Source organism: Sorangium sp. So ce124, assembly GCF_051525235.1.
In the GTDB taxonomy this organism is placed as follows: domain Bacteria; phylum Myxococcota_A; class Polyangia; order Polyangiales; family Polyangiaceae; genus Sorangium; species Sorangium atrum.
Genome location: NZ_CP150312.1, coordinates 8,980,817 through 8,997,618 on the forward strand (window position 1 = coordinate 8,980,817; position 16,802 = coordinate 8,997,618).

Annotated in this window: 12 protein-coding genes; 8 read left to right on the plus strand and 4 right to left on the minus strand. The window is 70.6% G+C overall.

Going from position 1 to position 16,802, the window contains the following annotated elements; genetic code table 11:
- Positions 1–5 precede the first annotated feature (5 nt).
- Positions 6–740, minus strand: coding sequence for a hypothetical protein (locus tag WMF19_RS33580; protein ID WP_437894086.1), 735 nt, complete (start codon positions 738–740; stop codon positions 6–8).
- Positions 741–880: 140 nt separating this feature from the next.
- On the opposite strand from WMF19_RS33580, the gene WMF19_RS33585 reads away from it, so the two are divergent.
- The 5 genes from WMF19_RS33585 to WMF19_RS33605 all read left to right on the plus strand — a co-directional run bounded on the left by WMF19_RS33585 (position 881) and on the right by WMF19_RS33605 (position 5,296).
- A complete protein-coding gene (locus tag WMF19_RS33585; RefSeq protein WP_437894087.1) occupies positions 881–2,302 on the plus strand; it encodes a hypothetical protein in 1,422 nt (473 codons plus the stop codon).
- Positions 2,303–2,403: 101 nt separating this feature from the next.
- Positions 2,404–3,612: a serine/threonine-protein kinase gene (locus WMF19_RS33590; protein WP_272094900.1), complete on the plus strand. Its 1,209-nt coding sequence runs from the start codon at positions 2,404–2,406 to the stop codon at positions 3,610–3,612.
- A 115-nt stretch (positions 3,613–3,727) separates the two neighbouring features.
- Entirely contained in the window at positions 3,728–4,195 is a 468-nt protein-coding gene (locus tag WMF19_RS33595; protein WP_437894088.1) for a peroxiredoxin, read from the plus strand.
- A 275-nt stretch (positions 4,196–4,470) separates the two neighbouring features.
- Positions 4,471–4,851: a hypothetical protein gene (locus tag WMF19_RS33600; protein ID WP_272094902.1), complete on the plus strand. Its 381-nt coding sequence runs from the start codon at positions 4,471–4,473 to the stop codon at positions 4,849–4,851.
- A gap of 73 nt (positions 4,852–4,924) precedes the next feature.
- Positions 4,925–5,296, plus strand: a complete 372-nt coding sequence (locus WMF19_RS33605) for a hypothetical protein (RefSeq protein ID WP_437894089.1) — start codon at positions 4,925–4,927, stop codon at positions 5,294–5,296.
- 179 nt (positions 5,297–5,475) lie between these two features.
- On the opposite strand, the gene WMF19_RS33610 is transcribed toward WMF19_RS33605, so the two are convergent.
- Positions 5,476–6,405, minus strand: a complete 930-nt coding sequence (locus WMF19_RS33610; RefSeq protein ID WP_437894090.1) for a hypothetical protein — start codon at positions 6,403–6,405, stop codon at positions 5,476–5,478.
- Positions 6,406–6,723: 318 nt separating this feature from the next.
- Here WMF19_RS33610 and WMF19_RS33615 point away from each other — a divergent pair, with 318 nt between their 5' ends.
- The 3 genes from WMF19_RS33615 to WMF19_RS33625 all read left to right on the plus strand — a co-directional run bounded on the left by WMF19_RS33615 (position 6,724) and on the right by WMF19_RS33625 (position 9,353).
- Positions 6,724–7,539 (plus strand): metallophosphoesterase family protein, encoded by an 816-nt coding sequence (locus tag WMF19_RS33615; RefSeq protein WP_437894091.1) that lies wholly within the window; start codon positions 6,724–6,726, stop codon positions 7,537–7,539.
- Between the two features lie 136 nt (positions 7,540–7,675).
- A complete protein-coding gene (locus WMF19_RS33620) occupies positions 7,676–8,500 on the plus strand; it encodes an alpha/beta hydrolase (RefSeq protein ID WP_437894092.1) in 825 nt (274 codons plus the stop codon).
- A 16-nt stretch (positions 8,501–8,516) separates the two neighbouring features.
- On the plus strand, positions 8,517–9,353 hold the full coding sequence (locus tag WMF19_RS33625; protein ID WP_437894093.1) for a CHAT domain-containing protein: 837 nt from the start codon (positions 8,517–8,519) through the stop codon (positions 9,351–9,353).
- 124 nt (positions 9,354–9,477) lie between these two features.
- Here WMF19_RS33625 and WMF19_RS33630 read toward each other — a convergent pair whose 3' ends face one another.
- Positions 9,478–13,368 (minus strand): effector-associated domain EAD1-containing protein, encoded by a 3,891-nt coding sequence (locus WMF19_RS33630; protein WP_437894094.1) that lies wholly within the window; start codon positions 13,366–13,368, stop codon positions 9,478–9,480.
- A gap of 83 nt (positions 13,369–13,451) precedes the next feature.
- The gene (locus WMF19_RS33635) at positions 13,452–16,802 is read right to left on the minus strand and encodes a helicase HerA domain-containing protein (protein ID WP_437894095.1); all 3,351 of its coding nucleotides are present in this window, start codon (positions 16,800–16,802) and stop codon (positions 13,452–13,454) included.

Here is a 16,802-nt window from a genome sequence, read left to right on the forward strand (position 1 = left end):
AGCGCTCAGCGCAATGGGGCTTCGCAGGTGAGGCAGCGGGGGGGGACGCCTTCCTTGTGGTAGTGCTCGCCGCAACGGCCGCAGAGGCGGGCGTCGGCCTCGAAGGCGATCAGCTTGTCGGTCGCCTTGCAGCGAAGGCCGGCGACCTGCGGCGGCTCCAGCGAGCGCACCTCGCCGTCGGCATCGTCGGGCGGAGGCAGCGCGCCTTCCTTGATGTCGGCCGCGCGGGCGGGGATACGCCCCCTCGCCTCGGCCAGCACGCGCGCGGCCGCCGGGAGGTGCGATCGCAGCGGTATGGCGATCGCCGTGCCGCTGCCCTGGACCGTGAGCGCAGCCTCCGTGAGCAACAGGCCCGTGACATCGTGCCAGCCGATGCGCTCGATCTCACCAGGTCCGCTCTCGATCCCCACCCCGGCATCACCGACACGAAGCGACTTCATCGACCACTGACCGAAGAGCCCCACCGCCGCCCCGAGGAGCAAGGCGCCGAGGAGCAGGTACGTGGCCGCCGGGTGCGCGCCCGCGTCCTCGCCCCGGAACCACTGGCCATAGACACCCGCCCCGGCCAGCAGCGCCGCGACGGACATGCCGAGCATCGTGAGGCCGAGCTCGAGCGACGCCTTCGGCTCGAAACGTCGCTCGCTCCGCGGATCGGTCCGCTGTCGCAACACGACCTCACCGCCCTGCCCCGTGGTCCCTGAACCCTTGCGCCTGCGCTTCCCCGGTCTGTCGGCTGCCATCGGCGGCTTCCTATCGGAGGAGACGCCCGGACGCAAAGGGGCTCAGCCCAGACCGGCGCTCCGCACGAGCAGCCAGACGGGAGCCGCACCCCGCCCGCGCCGCAAGGACGGAGAGGTATGCTGGGAGCGCGATGCCCTCGATGCCCAACGCAGCGACGTACGTCCTGCCAGCGCTGGGCATCGGGCTCGCAGCCCTCGCGATCCTGGGGCCAGGCTCGCCACGCCTGGCCACCGGCGTGCGGGTGTGGGGGACGCCCGTCGCCGGAAGCGAGGCGCTGGCGCTCCGCATCGAAGGGGTGCGCCGCCTCCACGGCGCCGACGATCCGGCGGCGATCCCGCAGATCGAGGTGAGCGCCACCTCCGCAGGGGCGCCGCTCGAGCGATGGACCGGCTCGCTCGACAAGGACGGCATCGGCGAGGCGCTGCTGCGCGCGCCAGCAGGGCTGCAGGAGCCGGTGACCGCGCGGATCGCGCTGGGCAGCGTCACGCTCCTGGAGCGGCAACTCCCGCTGTTGCCTCCGCTCCCAGCAGCGGAGACGACCGCCCTGCCAGGCGCGGCGAACGCGACCGCGCTGCCAGGCGCGGCGCACGGGGAGCTCCGCCTGCAGGTCACGGCGGCGCGGGGAGCCCTGGCAGCGCCGTTCCCGGAGCGGGTGCGGGTCGCGATCGAGGCGCAGGACGGAACGCCCGCGGCAGGGGCGCGCCTCGAGGTGAGCACCGTCGGGGCGGAGCTCGTGGAGCACGGCAGCGGTCCGGCGCAGATCACGGCCGATGCGCGCGGCGCCGCGGAGCTCACGCTCAAGCCGCTGGCGCACACGGTCGAGCTCACGCTCCGCGCGACCCACCCGGGGAGCGCACCGCCGGGGACACGGAGCGCGAGCGGCACCTGGGAAGGGAAGCTGCCCGTGATCCCAGGAGCCGTCTGGCTCGATCCGGGCGGACTCGATGGCGAACGGCCCGAGCTCCGGTTGATCTCCCCGGCGCCGAGGCCGCGCGCCTACGTCTCGATCGGAGGTGCGCGCGGCCGTGCGCTCGGGGCGATCGTCCCGCTCGCAGCCGATGGGGCGGGCTTCTTCTCGGGGAAGGTGACGCTCCCGGACAGACCCGCGCCCGGGGAGGCGGACTGGGCGGTGGTCGCGAGCGACCCCTACGAGCAGGGCGCGGGCACGGTGGCCTGGCCGATCGCGTCAGCGGCGGCGTCCGCCTCGCCGCGGCGCGTGGAGCTGCTCGCGGACGGGATGCCGGCGGCCGAGGCGCGCGAGCGGGCGCGCGCCTCGCATGCGCGGCGCGCTGGCCTCCTGGTCCTCGCCGCGTCCGCGGTGGTCCAGGTGCTGCTGCTCGCGCTGCGATCCCGGACCGCGCGGCGCCGCCTGGAGGCGCACGTCGCCGACGCCTCGGGCGGCGAGGGCAAGGACGGAACGCATGGCGCGCCGCTGTCCAGGGAAGATCGCGACCGGCTGCTCGCCGCCGTGCGGGCGGAGCCGCTGCTGTCGGTGCTCGCCCTCGCCGCGCTCGTCGGGCTCTCCTTCGCGGCGGTCGCGGCGCTCGCCACCTTCCGATGACCCGCGGGGGCGCGCCGCCTCGTGGATTTGATCCGCGGCGGGCCCCGAGCCGCTAGACTGGACGGCCAGGCGGCACGGGGCGGGAGGACGACAGACAGGGCATGTCCGAGCAGCAGCGGTACCGGGTCATCAAGCGCCTCGCCTCCGGAGGCATGGCGGAGGTCTTCGTCGCCGAGAGCGCGGGGATCGAAGGGTTCAAGAAGCAGGTCGCGATCAAGCGCGTCCTGCCGCAGCTCAGCAAGAAGGAGCAGTTCATCGCGATGTTCCTCGACGAGGCGCGCCTCTCGGCGCACCTCTCGCACTCGAACGTCGTGTCGGTGTTCGACATCGGCGTCGGCGACGGCACCTACTTCATCGTCATGGAGTACGTGGACGGCGCCGACCTGAGGGCGCTCCTCGATCACCAGAAGAAGGTGGGCCGGCCGATGACCGTCGAGGTCGCCGCCTTCATGGCCGCGAAGATGTGCCAGGGCCTCGCCTACGCGCACGATCTCGCGACCGCGGACGGAAAGCCGCTCCAGATCGTGCACCGGGACATCACCCCGGCCAACGTGCTCATCACCCGCTACGGCGAGGTGAAGATCGTGGACTTCGGGCTCGCGAAGGCGTCGAGCCAGCTCGCCGAGAGCGACGCGGGCATCATCAAGGGGAAGTTCGGCTACCTCGCGCCCGAGACGGTGCTCGAGCAGGGCGTCGACCAGCGCGTCGACATCTTCGCGCTCGGGATCATCCTCTGGGAGATGCTCGCCGGGCGCCGGCTGTTCCTCGGCGACTCCGACTACATCACGGTGCGGCTGGTGCGCGACGCGGTGATCCCGTCGCTCCAGCAGATCAACAGCGATGTGCCGCGCGAGCTGGAGCAGATCATCCGCCGCGCGCTCGCCCGCGACCCGGCGGCTCGCTACCTGTCGGCGCGCGAGCTCGGCCGCGACCTGACCCGCTTCCTCTACCGCTACGGCCGCCCGGTGAGCGAGGACGACGTCGCCTCGCTCGTGGAGCGCGCCAAGGGCGGGCCGGCGCGGGCGGTCGACGGGACGCAGAAGATCGCCGAGCTCATCGACATGATGCTCCTCGAGTTCAAGTCGCTCACGAAGGAGCCGACCGCCGGCGGCAGCGGCCTGAGCCTGCTGCCCACCCTGGAGGGCGCCCCGATCCTGATGCACGGGGAGGAGCACCCGAGCTCGCCGCCCCCGCGCAGCGAGGGGCCGCTCGGGGGGCTCGCCGACGAGCTGGAAGGCCCCGACTCGCTCCACCAGGACGAGTCCTCTTCCTCGGTGACGGCCTGGTTCCGAGGGCTCATCCCGCGCTAGATCCCGCACGGGGAGGCCAGCAACGTGACGTCCGCGCCGCTGCGCCGTCCCATCCCATGACCCGTCACCGGCCAGGGGGAGCCTTCCTCCGGCCCACAGCAAAGGCAAAGAGAAGATGAGCGTCGAGATTGGAAAGCCGTTTCCGCGCTTCGCGCTGCCGAACCAGGACGGCAGGACCGTGAAGCTCGAGGATTTCGCGGGCAAATGGCTCGTGCTCTACGTCTATCCGAAGGACGACACGCCGGGTTGCACGATCCAGGGCAAGTCGTTCACGGCCTCCAAGGCAGATTTCGACGAGGCCAACATCGCCGTGGTCGGCGTCAGCGCGGACGACGTCGCGTCGCACAAGAGCTTCTGCGACAAGTTCTCGTTCACCATCGACCTGCTCGCCGACACGGGCCACGAGCTGCTCAAGGCCGCGGGCGTCGGGCAGAGCGAGTGGAAAGGCACCCTGTACTGGGACCGGACGACATTCGTCATCGATCCGTCGGGCGTGCTGCGAAGGACCTACCTGAAGGTGAAGCCGGACGGGCACGAGCAGGCCCTCCTCAACGACATCGCGGAGCTCAAGGCCCAGGCCTGAAAGCCGCGACCGCCTGCGGCGGGCAGAGCGCAGGGAAGAGGACACTCCACCTGCGCAAAAACTTGCTCACGCTGGATTTGCTGGCATGTCGCCCCTACCCTGTCGCCCTTGTGGCACCACGCCTTCCTTTTGCTCCCGGTCGAATCGTATCGCTCACGGCCTTCGCGGCGATCACCGCGGCGGCGCTCGCGACCGCTGCCGCGGTGGGCGCCTGTAAAGGCTCGGGGGGCGGCGGATCCGTCGGCTCGAGTACGGGTGACGCCAGCGGCTGTCCGATGGGGCCGAGACAGGCGCTGTTCACCATCACCGTGCGCGCGAGAGGCGCCACCGTCCCGCCGGACACCACCGTTCACATCGCGTGGAGCGCCGCGGACGAGCCGATCTTCGTCCTGAGCGATCCGACCACCTGGAAGACGCTCGACGAGGCCAACCTTGTGTGCGCCGTCGATCGCGCTCAGCCTCCTCCCGAAGCGCTGGAGGCGCTCGTCTGCGAGCTGTGGACGGCCGGGGTGACGTGGGTGAAGATCTCGGGGACAGGCTACGACGACTTCGAACAGACGCTCGCGCCCGTCATGAACGACGAGTGCGAGACCTTCCTGCCTCAGAACGTCGATATCGAGCTCGTCCCGGCGGTCGACGCGGGCACAGGCGAGTAACCGGTAGCCGGAGGGCGCACCTGGGCGAGGTGATCGCTGCCAAGCCCGGGCGCCCTCTCCTGTCGAAGGCAGCATGCGCCCCCTTCCCCTCTTGGCCCTGTTCGTTCCAGCCTTCCTCTCCGCCTGCAGCAAAGCTCCCGAGGCGAAGGCCCCGGCCCCCGGCGGGCAGACGTTCCCCGAGGCGGTCGCGATGATGTGCGACGTCGACAGTCGAGCCGGGCTCGACCCGGAGGCCGATCCGATCAGCGTCGGGCAGATGCGGTCGGCGTGGATCACAGAGCACGTGGAGAGCCCCGATGGAATCGAGCTCCGCACGATGCTCAGCGTGAAAGGGGCCGCGGAGCAGGGCGCGATGCTGCGCGACGAGGCCAGGAAGGCAGGGATCGCGCGCTGCGCGCTCGCGGACTCGCTGGAGGCGGACGGGACAGGCGGGCTATCGCCATGACGCTGTGAATGCACAGGATCGGCAGCGACGCACAGCCATCGGCGGCCGGGCGCAGCTGGCCGGAACGTGGGGGGAGATGGCCGAAGCGGAAAAGAGGAGCCGAAGAGAGAGGACGAGAGGGCGGCCCCTTTGAAGCCAGGTTGACGTGGGTGACGAAGTTCTGGATTTGTACCTCTCCGTCAGGAGAGCACTTCCGTGGCATCCTTCGCCCCGAGAACGTTATCGATCCAGCGGTCGAGGGTCGTGATGTCCGTGCATGCCTGGATGCGCGCGCTCTCGCACTCGGCGAGCACGATCCCTGCGCGCGCGAGCAGCCGGAGCAGCGTGCCCCTCTTGGCCTTCAGCTCGCCCTCACGCAAGCCCTCGAGCTTGCCCTCACGCAAGCCCTCGAGCTTGCCGCGATCGATGAGCTTCTGCGCGAACGGGGGGAAAGCTGCCTCGCCTTTGATCTGCCGTTCCATGACCAACGCCTCCAGAGCCCGCCGCATGGGCTCACGCAACCCGTTCCAGATGACCTGAAAATAGACCGCCGCGTGCTCCTGGTCGAGCCGACCGAGGGCGGCGAGCGCGGCCTGGACCACGGTGAGCCCGTTCGGCCCGTTGCCGTGCACCACGGCCGAGAGCACCGCGAGCTCGAGCTCTTTCTCAGCTTGGTCAGGGTCGGTGATCTCGGGGACGACCGCTGGACCGAGCACCAGCGGCTCGATGTGGCCCAGCCCCAGACCGAGGTCGATGTTCTCCGCCGCCCAGGTGGCCACGCCCGCGTCCGGCGCTACGACAAGGACGACCGTGCCGCAGCGCTTCCTGGCGCGCACGACCGTGACGTACGTCGGCCACGAGAACTTTTTGTCGGGATCCTCGTCACGCTGGACCTCGAGGACGATCGCCAGCGCGAGCGCGCCGCTCGCGTCTCGAAGCTCGAGCACCAGGTCGGCGCGAAACTCGACTGGGACCAGCTGGTCGAGCGACGACTCGACCACCGCAACCGAGGCGTGCGGCGGCACCTCGACGTGGAAAAGCGTCGCGAGCAAGCGGGGCGCGAGCTCCGGGTGCTCACGGAAGATCTCGACGAGGGCGTTGTGCTCGAGCGTCGGCATGACGAGGGGCATCGAGCACGCGCCGTGCCGACATGAAACGACGGGAAAAGGCGAGGAGAGAGACGAATCCGGGGTGGCGGCGCCATGGCGAACCTGCGCTGCGAAGAAGCTCTCCGCCACGGAAAGGCAGCGGTCCATTGCAGCTCGGGAGTGCGCGCCTTGTCGACGATCCTCCCAGGGCTCACCGCCCCTGAACCGCGGCGGCCCCGTCGCCCCCACCGCCCTCGCCGCCGACGACAAGGAGCGCCCTCACTTCGCCGCGTGGCGCGCGCCTCCCGCTCTCGCGCCACCTCACTGGCTCTCCCTCCCCTCGCCGCCTATCCTGCCTTCATGGCCGCGCCGACCCCGCTCCGCCTCGCCTGGGCGACCGACGTCCACCTCAACTTCCTCTCCCGCGAAGAACTCGCCGCCTTCTGCTCCACCCTCGCCGCAACCGCCTCCGATGCGGTCCTCTTCACCGGCGACATCGCCGAAGCCGAGAGCCTCCGCCCCCTCCTCGAGACCGTCGCCGAGGCCATCGAGCGCCCGCTCTACTTCGTCCTCGGCAACCACGATTTCTACCGCGGGAGCATCGCCGCCGTGCGCGCGATGGCCGCCGAGCTCTCGGCCACCTCCCCCTGGCTCAGGTGGCTCCCGTCGATCCCCCACGTCGAGCTCGGCCCGGACACCGCCCTCGTCGGCCACGACGGCTGGGCCGACGCCCGCTTCGGCGACTACGAGAGATCGCCCGTCATGCTCAACGATTACGTGCTCATCCAGGAGCTCGCCTCCCTCGACCAGCGCGGCCGGAGAGAGGCCTTGCACCGCCTCGGCGACGAGGCCGCGGAATACCTGCGCCGCGTCCTGCCACAGGCCCTCGAGCGGTACCGGCGCGTCATCGTCGCCACGCACGTCCCCCCGTTCAAGGAGGCCTGCTGGCACGAAGGCCAGATCTCCAACGACGATTGGCTTCCCCATTTCACCTGCAAGGCCACAGGCGAGGCGATCCGCGAGGCCGCCGTGCGGCACCCGGAGCGGCGGATCGAGGTGCTCTGCGGCCACACCCACGGCGCCGGCGTGGCGGAGATCCTCCCGAACCTCGTCGTGCAGACCGGCGGCGCCGAGTACGGCGAGCCCGCGGTGCAAGGCGTCATCACGACCGCGTAAGCCACCCTCGGGCCACGCGCCCCGGCGACCCGCGGCCCCACCGCGCTCGCGGGCGTCCATCCCACGGACCATCCGGCCCCGACACGATGTATCCTGCGCGCCACGACCTCCGCCGACCTCGGCAGAACGGTGAGCCATGCCGACGAACGACCCCGACAGCCAGCTCGACGAGCTCCTTCGCGCGCTCGACGCAAACCCTCGCGCCACGGACGTCTTCTATCCCAGGCAGACGAAGACGCCCCCGCCCGCCGGCGCGACCGACTACGATATCCCTGTCGCCCCCGGGGTGACGCTCGGCGCGCGCTGGCACCTGTCCGACCCGGGCAATCCGACCGTGCTCGCGTTCCACGGCAATGGCGAGACCGTCCCCGACTACGACGACATCGCCGAGGGCTGGCACGACATCGGGCTCAACCTCTTCATTGTCGATTACCGCGGCTATGGCTGGAGCCGCGGGCAGCCGACGATGCGCTCGCTCCACGAAGATCCCTTGAAGGTCTCGGACTTCTTCCAGCGCGAGCTCGCCGAGAAGAGCCGCGCCGCAGGCCTCGACCGGCCGCCGAAGCCGCTGCTCTTCGGCCGCTCGCTCGGCAGCTCCCCGGCGTCGCGCATCGCCGCGCACCGCGTCGACGCGTACCGCTCGCTCGTCCTCGAGAGCGGGTTCAGCGACGTTCGGCACCTGCTCGCCCTCTTCGAGATCGACCTCGGCGATCTGCGCGACGAGGCGCACCGCAGCTTCTCGAACCCGGAGCTCCTGCGGAACGTCGAGATCCCGGTCCTCGTCCTGCACGGCGTGCGCGACACGCTGCTCCCGCCGGACCACGCCCGCGAGAACCACGCGGCCGTCCCCCACGAGAGGAAGGCCCTGCACCTCATCGACCGCGCCGGGCACAACGATATCCTCCTCTTCGCGTCCGCCTATTTCGGAGCCATCCGCGATTTCCTGTCCAGGCGCTGGTAAGCTCCTCGCGACCACGATGCCGCTGCGCCGTCTCGATCTACGCGAACGCATCGCACGGCTTCTTCGGAGCGACGCCGATCTCGACAGCTTCGCCGGCGACCGATTCCCCGAGGCGAGCGGCCGCTTCACGGATGGGATGGACCGGGTACGCAAGACGAACATCCTCCTCGATTACGCGGCCCCAGGGGCACTCGCCAAGCAGCTGCGACTCCTCGAACGGTCGCCGAAGAAGGCGGCGCAACCCGCCGAGGACGGCCCCATCAAGCTGCTCTATCTCGCCTCCAATCCGACGTCGACGGACCAGCTCGCCCTCAGCCGCGAGGCGCGGCGGATCGAAGACAGGCTCCGCGCGGGCAAGCCTCGGCGCGTCAACGCGATCGAGATCGTGCCTCGCTGGGCGGTCCGGCGCAGCGAGCTTCAGCGGCTGCTCCTCGAGGAAGAGCCGCATGTGCTGCACTTCTCCGGCCACGGCTCCGGCCGGGCGCGGCTCCTCTTCGAGGACGACGGCGGAAACATCGCTCCTCTGGAGGCGAGGGCGCTCGTGAGCCTGATAGGCCGCCTCAAGCGCCGCTTGCAGCTCGTCGTGCTCAACGCGTGCGACACCGAGCCGCTCGCAGGGGCGCTGGTCAAGCACGTCGCCTGCGCGGTCGGCATGCGCCAGGCGATCGGCGATGAAGCAGCGGCGACGTTCGCCGAGACGTTCTACGAGGCCCTCTCGTTCGGAGAGCCGATCGGCGCGGCGTTCCAGCTCGCTCGCATCGCGCTCGGGATGTCGCCCCTCCGTGAAGAACGAACGCCCGTGCTACGGTTCAAGCGAGGCGTCGACGTCGACCGGCGAAAGCTCGAGAAATAGCGTCCATTGGCGCGACGGGTGGTATGCCGCTCGTCGCGTGATCGCCGCGCGCACCTCGCGAGGCCTCCCGTCGCCGGGCGGCGGCCCTCGGGCGCACGGCACCGTCACCCCTCGCCGCCCTCGTTCACTTCTTCGTGCGGCGCCTCTGCAAGGCCTCCATGATGCGCCTTGGCTCCGCATGAACCAGCAGGCACGTGACCTTCGCGACGCGATCCATGCCGTTCGTGAACCGCGCGTAGACACCGGGGAAGTGGTCGGAACAAAAGGCATCGAGATCGCTGTCGCTGCGAAGCGCGTCCATGATGCGGGCTCGGAGCTCGTCGGCAGGGAGCTCACGCCCGGACGCGGCGGCTCGCTTCCCGCTCTTGGCCGGCTTGTCACCGGCGCCGCCTTTGAGCGACGCCTCGCGCAAGGGAGCTGCCCTGGGACGTCGCTCCTGCAGCGCCGCCGGAGCGGCGGAGGGGCGCGGCCGGCGCTCCGCCCCGTCGAGACACGCAGGATCGGGCAGGTCGGGCGGCATGTCGACGCCATCCGACGGCTCGGCGCCAGGCTCGATCCAGCCGAGGACGTGCAGCCCGCCCGCGCCATCACCGGCGAGGAACGTGCAGCCGTCCGGGGTGACCGCGCAGCCGAGGAGGGGCGTGTGCGCTTCGACCAGGGCGACGCAGCGCTCTTCGCGGAGATCCCAGACGCGGAGCGTGGTGTCCTCCGACGTCGAGATCACCCGCCGACCATCACGGGTGACAGCCACGCCGGTCACGATCGCCGTGTGACCTCGGAGGGTGCACACCTCCTGCCGCGTCTCGATGTCCCACACCTTGAGCGTCATGTCCTCCGACGCCGAGACGACGAATCGACCGTCCGGCGTCACCGCCACCGCGGTCACGCTCGCCATGTGCCCGAGTAGCTCGAACAGCTTGCCTCCGCTCGACAGGCTCCACACGATGAGCGCGTTGTCCTCCGACGCCGAGATGACGACACGCCCGTCCGGCGTCACCGCCGCCGCGTTCACGCCGGCGGCGTGGCCCGTGAGCGTCTTCAGCACACGACCGGTCGAGAGGTCCCAGATCTTGAGCGACCCATCGCGCGATGCCGAGACCACGAAGCGCCCGTCAGGCGTCACCGCCACCCCGGCCACGCCCCACGTGTGGCCGGCGAGCGCGCGACGCCGGCCGGTGGAGATCTCCCAGACGCCGAGCGACTTGTCCTCCGACGCCGAGATCGCAAAGCGCCCGTCAGGCGTGACGGCGACCCGCATCACGGGCGCAGCGTGGCCCTCCAGGGTGCGCATGTGGCCGAAGGTCGATAGCGCCCAGAGCTTCAACGTGTGGTCCCACGACGCGGTGACCGCCCAGCGCCCGTCGGACGTCACGGCGATCCCGGACACCTCGGCGGCGTGCCCCTCGTGCACACGGCCCTCGCGGCCCCGCGACAGCTCCCACACCTTGAGGACGTTGTCATGGGATGCGGACAGCGCAAGACGACCGTCCGGTGTCACCACCGCCGCGATCACGGGCTCGGCGTGCCCCTCGAGCGTGTGGATCGCTCTGCCGCTCGTCAGGTCCCAGAGCTTCAGCGTGTTGTCGGACGACGTGGAGACGGCGTAGCGGCCGTCCGGCGTCACCGCCACACCGTTCACCCAGCCCCTGTGCCCCTCGAGAGCGCGAATCTCCCGGCCGCGCCGCAGATCCCACAGCTTGAGCGTGCTGTCCGCCGACGCAGAGACCGCCTGGCAGCCGTCCAGCGCCACCGCCACACCCAGGACACCATCGACATGACCCTGGAGCGTGAAGACGAGGCGGCCGGTCGCGAGATCCCACACCTTGAGCGTGCGGTCCTCGGACGCTGACACGACGAGCCGTCCGTCCCGCGTCACCGCCACGCCATTGACGATCTGGGAATGCCCGGAGAGCGTGCGGACGAGCCTTCCGGTCGCGAGCTCCCACACCTTGAGCGTGGTGTCCTCCGACGCCGAGACGGCGAAGCGCCCGTCCGGCGTGATCGCCACACCCTTCACCGCCGCCGTGTGGCCGCGCAAGGTGCGGAGCTCATGCCCGATGACGAGATCCCACACCTTGAGCGTGGCGTCCTCCGACGCCGAGACGGCGAGGCGCCCGTCCGGCGTCACCGCCACGCCATTGACGTGGTGAGGGTGGCCAGCCAGCGTGCGGAGCTCACACCCGCTCGAGATGTCCCATTGCTTGAGCGTCCCGTCGTGCGACGCAGAAATGGCCGATAGACCGTCGGGCAGCAGGGCGACCGCCCACACCGACCCGGTGTGGCCGGCCAGCGTTCGCACCAGCGCGTCGGACTCACGGCTGGTGCGGAGCCGCTCGCACAGCCACATCACCCCGCGCTCCCGCAGGGCCGCCTCGGCCTGCGCCTGCACCTCCTCGATGCCCAGCTCGAAGCTGACGTTGCGGACCTGTTGAAGGAAAAACCCAGCTCCATGGTCGGGCGTCGACCGGCGCAGGCAGTGCGCCACCCGATCCAGCGGGCGCAGCAGCCGCCGGAAACGCTCCCGCTCGTCGGGGGCGGCGAGCGCCTCACCCAGGCGCAGATCGGCGAGGACGGCGTCGAGCCCCCGCTCTCGAACCTCCTCCTCGATCCGGCCGATATCCCCGAGCGCCCTGCCGAGCCGTCGCGCGCAGGTCGCGGCGAACCGCTCCTGGTCATCGATCTGCCTCAAGGCGAAGTCCCGTACGAGCGGGTGCAGCCGAATCGCCCTGTCGCTCGACGCCGCCCCGTGGGACGCCTCTTCGGCGAGCGACCACGAGAAGAGCTCGCTCAGCGCCTCCTCGAGCGGCGCGATGTAGCCGGCCTTCGCCTTTTTCGACAGCCCCGTGAGGTGCGCGAGCGTCGCCCGCGACACGTGCGCCGCGCGCTGGATCAGCGCGGCCGCCTTGAGCACCTCGTGCGCCTCGGCGCGCTCGATCGCGTTCCACTGGGTTCGCAGCGTGACCGTCACCATCGCCTCGCGCTGGAGGGGGGTACGGAACGCGGCCCCCGTCGAGGCGTCTGCCGTGACCAGCGCTCCCTCGGATCTCAATCGCGTGAAGTAGTCGGAGAGCGGGAGTCCGGGCGCCCTGCCGAGGTACGCCGCCGCCAGGGCGATCGCCAGCGGCAGGTGGCCCAACGCGCGGCAGATCGCCCGGGCCACGCCGCGCTCCTCCCCGCGCTCGCCCTCGATCAGGCTCCGCCGCGCATGACTCGAGAGGAGCAGGCGAACGGCGTCGTCCTCGCGCAGCTCCTTCAGCATCACCGGCTCGAAGCCCGCGCCGGGGTCGTTCCGCTGCGTCGTAACGAGCAACCGGCACGGCAGCTCCCACGGGACGATGCCGGCCGCGGCCTTGCGGAGCGCCAGCGGATCCACGATGTTGTCGAAGATCACCAGCGCGCCGGGGTTGTCGGAGAGGTGCTGCTCGAAGGCGCGCACCCAGCGCCCGGGCCGCTCCGCCTCGGAGGCGGCGTCATCGCTGAGGTCGAGCCGCTCGGCGAGGCGCGCGAGCTCGGAGACGAGGGGCGCCGCCGCGTTCACCCAGTAGACGCCTCCCGGATAATCGTTCCGGTGACGGTGGGCGTATTCGAGGGCGAGCTGCGTCTTGCCGACGCCGCCCATTCCGACGATCGCCGCGCGCTGGGTGCCAGCCGCGCCGCTCGTCAGGACGTGGTGAAGCCGCCCGAGGTCCTCGTCGCGACCCAGGAGCGACCCTTCCTGACGGAAGGGCACCAAGAACGGGACCTTCTCCTCGGCGAAGGCGCGGAGCTCCGGGTTGTCGGGGTTCTTTCGGCGGGCCTGCTCAAGCAGCACATCGAGCCTCCCCTGCGCCTTGGCCCACTTGAGGAGCTCGAAGACGGCGGTCTGCGGGCTCCTCTCGGAGGTGAGCGTCTCGAGCGGCTCGCCGAGGCCGTACCAGACCAGCTGTTCGAGTGCGGGACGGCTCGGAAACGCGTCGAGGAGCGCCGTCTGAAAATGCTCGATCCGCGCGTGGTCCCACTTCCTCTTCGTGCCCATGCCAGCACCTTCGCTCGCTCGTTTCGCCGCGACTCGCCACGTCCACGAGGACGTCGGCCACCACCCCTGGCCCGCGCCCTCGCCTACGGCTGGAGGCGCGCACGCGACGCCCGCGCGCGCCGGAGGACACCGTCCTCGTCCGGAGGAGAGGCAGGGTGATGCGAGAGGCACATCGGCACCGCGACCTTGACCGGCGCCGCCATACCGTTGCCCGCCAGGTAAAAGCGCCCCTTGGGCAAGGTGGCCACGTCGAATTTGGTGCCGCCGCGGACGCGGAGCTGCTCTTCCACGGTGTCGATCGCCGCCGGGGAGCTCGCCTTTCCATAGAACTGTGTGCTCGCGTTGGCGATCACGTTATGATCGATGCTCTTCGGCGCCTGCGTGGCGAACACCACGCCGAGGCCATATTTGCGCCCCTGCGCCGCCAGCCGGATCAGGCTCTCCTTGCACGGGGTCGAGCCGTGCGACGGCACGAAGTCCTTCGCCTCGTCGATCACGAGCAGCCCGCGCAGCGGCCGATCGGGCGGACAAGGGTTCTTTTTCACCCAGGTGAACAGCGTCATGGCGAGCTGGTTGACGAACTGGAGCGGCGCGTCGAGCCCCGGCAGCCCGACGAGGCTGAGCACGGAGACGCGAGGACGCTCGGAGCCGATGCCAAAGAGGACGCCGGGGTCCAGCGGCTCGCCCTCCTGGTGGAGGAGCGGGTTCGTCTGCACGGCGGCGCGGAGCGAGTCGGTGAGGGCGGTCGCGACCTTGCGGGCGGTCGAGATCTTGAGGCTCGCCGCGTCAGGCAAGTCGCCCAGCACGTCGAGGAAGGTAGAGAGATCGCCGCCGCCTCCCTGGACGAAGAAGCGGAGCGCGGCGTCGAGGATCGCGCGAGCCTTCTCATCGGCCTTCTTTCCAGCCATCGCGGCCAGGGTGGAGGCGGTCATCGCGATCGTCTGGGTGAGGTCGTCGGGGTCGTGCGCGACGGCGGCGAAGTCCGGGATCAGGCCGAGGTGCAGCGGATTGCCGCTCGACCGCCCGGGCGTCCACACGATCACGTCCGTCTGCGCGTGGTAGCGAGCCGCCTTCTCCACGTCCTCGCCCGTGAACGGGCCGGGGCGCTCGGGCCATGGCTCGCCGAGCCGGGTCAGGTCGTTGGCGCCGTCGACGACGATCGACGGGATCCCCAGCAGCGCCGTCTCCTCGATGAGGCGCCGGAGCAGCACCGTCTTGCCAGATCCCGCGCCGGCGAGCACGACCACGTGCTGTTTGAGGTCCTCCGCCGGGATCACTTGCAGCGCGCCCAGCCGATCGCCGATGACGTGATGCCCGACCGCGACGACCGGCCGCACCGCCGGCGCCGCGGGCCCCGGGTGCGTCGCCGGCGAGGTCACGGACACGGTCACGGCAGCCGTCGCGACGACCGTGGTCGCGCTGGTCGTGGACGACGCGGCGGGCGGCTGGAATCCAGGCGCAGGGGGCCCTCCCGCCGCAGCCGCGCCCACCGCCGCTCCCGCCGCAGCCGCGCCCACCGCCGCTCCCGCCGCAGGCGCGGTGGCCTGCGGCGTGCGCCCGAGCCAGTCGGCGACCGGCTTCATGAGCGCGAGCCGAGAGGCAGGGCGGCGCTCCCGCAGCCACGGCTCGAATGTGTCGAGCTTCACGTGCTTGTCCCCGCGCAACGCGACCAGCGCGGCCAGCACGCGAAGATCGTCCTCGCTGGCGGCGGTCAACTCCGCCCCTGCCGCGCGAGCCTTCGCCATCAACACGGTCGTCTTGGCGCCGCTCGGGACAGGCGCGTTGCGCACCAGGACGAGCTTGCGAAACTCGATCTGCCGGTCGATGCCGGAGGCGGTCATGGCCGCCGTGAGCCGCGCCTGGAAGGCGATCGCGTTGTCCCGCGTGAGCGCGCGGAGGCAGAAGTGTCGCTCGCGATCATGATGGGCGGTGAAGATCTGGCGCACGCGGGCGTGGAGCGCTGGATAGTTGCGCTGCTCGCCGCTCTGAGCGTCGATCACGATCTCTACGGCAGGGTCGGGCGCCTGCTCGGCGACCACGAGCTCGCATCCAGCGCGCAGCAGGTCTCCCAGCGCGTCCTCGCCGTCCGGCTCGGTGAACCCCTTCACGCCCTTGACGGAGGTGCGGAGGCGCTCGAGCTCCGCGTCGAGCCGAGCGTGCTCGCGCAGGGTGGCCTCGCTCAGCACGGGCGCGACCTTCGTGCTCCGCGGCGGCGCCTCCTCGGTCACGAACGAGGTGAGCTCGGTGATCCGCTCTTCATCGAGGCACTTGCGCCGGTGCTGCTCGCAGCGGCGGAGCAGATCACGCGGCGACTTCCCCCCGTCGGCGATGGAGGTGAACGCGGAGGGCGCGAACGGCCATCGAGGATAAGGCGGCCTGAAGCCGACCCGCGCGTAGCCGTCGTCCAGGCGCGCGCTCACGAGATCCTCGGCCATCGCCACGTCGGACAGGTTCACGAGGATTCGCGGGTCTTCATAGCGATGCGCCGTCGACTTCAGCGCTGTGCGCTTCATCTTGTCCCATGTCTCGAAGAGGCACGCGACGACCGTCAGCGTCCGGCGCGTCACGTCTCGGAGCTCCATCAGCCCGCGCCCCACGCTCTCGATGATGTTGCGCGAGATGATCTGGCGGGCCGAGAGCTCGTCAGGGACGCTGCCCGCGTCGGCCAGCAGGTGGTGCTCGGTGACGATCGCGTCCAGGTGATCGATGGCGACGACCGTCGGGCATCGCAGGCTGGTGAGCCAGGACAGGCCCTCCACCACCGCGCTCGACCGCTTCTCGCGGATGTTGAAGTCGAACTTCTTCATGTCGCTCTCGTCGACGCCGTGACCTTGAAGCCAGGCGTATCCGAGGTTCGACAGCTCCATGTCGTCCGAGTTGAGGAGCACGAGGGCGCGGAGCGTGTCGGCGTGCTTGAGCGTCTGCGCCCGGTGCGCGCGCCCGAGCCCCTGCACCAGCGCGTCCATTTCATTGACGAGCTTCGGGGGGCGGAGCGTGGCCAGCTCTCGCGTCATGGCCGCCCCGTCGCCGCCCCGCACCTGCGCGGCGATGTGCTGGACGACGAGCTGGCCTTGCGTGCGGTCCGTCGCGCCCGCGGGTCGCTGGAGCGAGTCGATGAAGCCGAGGAGGACCGTCTCCCAGAAGTCGTGGACGTCCGTCATGTGGACCAGGACGAAGCTCGCTGGAACCTTGAAGATCTCCCGCCGGATCGCGGAGAGCATGTGCGTCTTGCCGATCCCCGCGGGACCGACGAATACCCAGCCGAGCGGCGAGCCCGTCTCCTGGCTCTCGGCCATCGAACGGACCTTGGCGAGCACCTCGCGCCGCCCCTTCTGGTGCAGCGAAGGGACGTCGTACCGGGGATCCTGCCAGACGCTGTCGAGGTTCTGCGTGGACTGGAAATCGACCGCTTCGAACGCCTTCAATCCATCCAT

Bases quoted from the DNA above. Each gene is read 5' to 3' on its own strand.
- WMF19_RS33615 (WP_437894091.1), top strand. From the start codon at position 6,724: ATGGCCGCGCCGACCCCGCTCCGCCTCGCCTGGGCGACCGACGTCCAC.
- WMF19_RS33590 (WP_272094900.1), top strand. From the start codon at position 2,404: ATGTCCGAGCAGCAGCGGTACCGGGTCATCAAGCGCCTCGCCTCCGGA.
- WMF19_RS33635 (WP_437894095.1), bottom strand. From the start codon at position 16,802: ATGGATGGATTGAAGGCGTTCGAAGCGGTCGATTTCCAGTCCACGCAG.
- WMF19_RS33610 (WP_437894090.1), bottom strand. From the start codon at position 6,405: ATGCCCCTCGTCATGCCGACGCTCGAGCACAACGCCCTCGTCGAGATC.
- WMF19_RS33595 (WP_437894088.1), top strand. From the start codon at position 3,728: ATGAGCGTCGAGATTGGAAAGCCGTTTCCGCGCTTCGCGCTGCCGAAC.
- WMF19_RS33585 (WP_437894087.1), top strand. From the start codon at position 881: ATGCCCAACGCAGCGACGTACGTCCTGCCAGCGCTGGGCATCGGGCTC.
- WMF19_RS33620 (WP_437894092.1), top strand. From the start codon at position 7,676: ATGCCGACGAACGACCCCGACAGCCAGCTCGACGAGCTCCTTCGCGCG.
- WMF19_RS33605 (WP_437894089.1), top strand. From the start codon at position 4,925: ATGCGCCCCCTTCCCCTCTTGGCCCTGTTCGTTCCAGCCTTCCTCTCC.
- WMF19_RS33580 (WP_437894086.1), bottom strand. From the start codon at position 740: ATGGCAGCCGACAGACCGGGGAAGCGCAGGCGCAAGGGTTCAGGGACC.
- WMF19_RS33625 (WP_437894093.1), top strand. From the start codon at position 8,517: ATGCCGCTGCGCCGTCTCGATCTACGCGAACGCATCGCACGGCTTCTT.
- WMF19_RS33600 (WP_272094902.1), top strand. From the start codon at position 4,471: ATGGGGCCGAGACAGGCGCTGTTCACCATCACCGTGCGCGCGAGAGGC.
- WMF19_RS33630 (WP_437894094.1), bottom strand. From the start codon at position 13,368: ATGGGCACGAAGAGGAAGTGGGACCACGCGCGGATCGAGCATTTTCAG.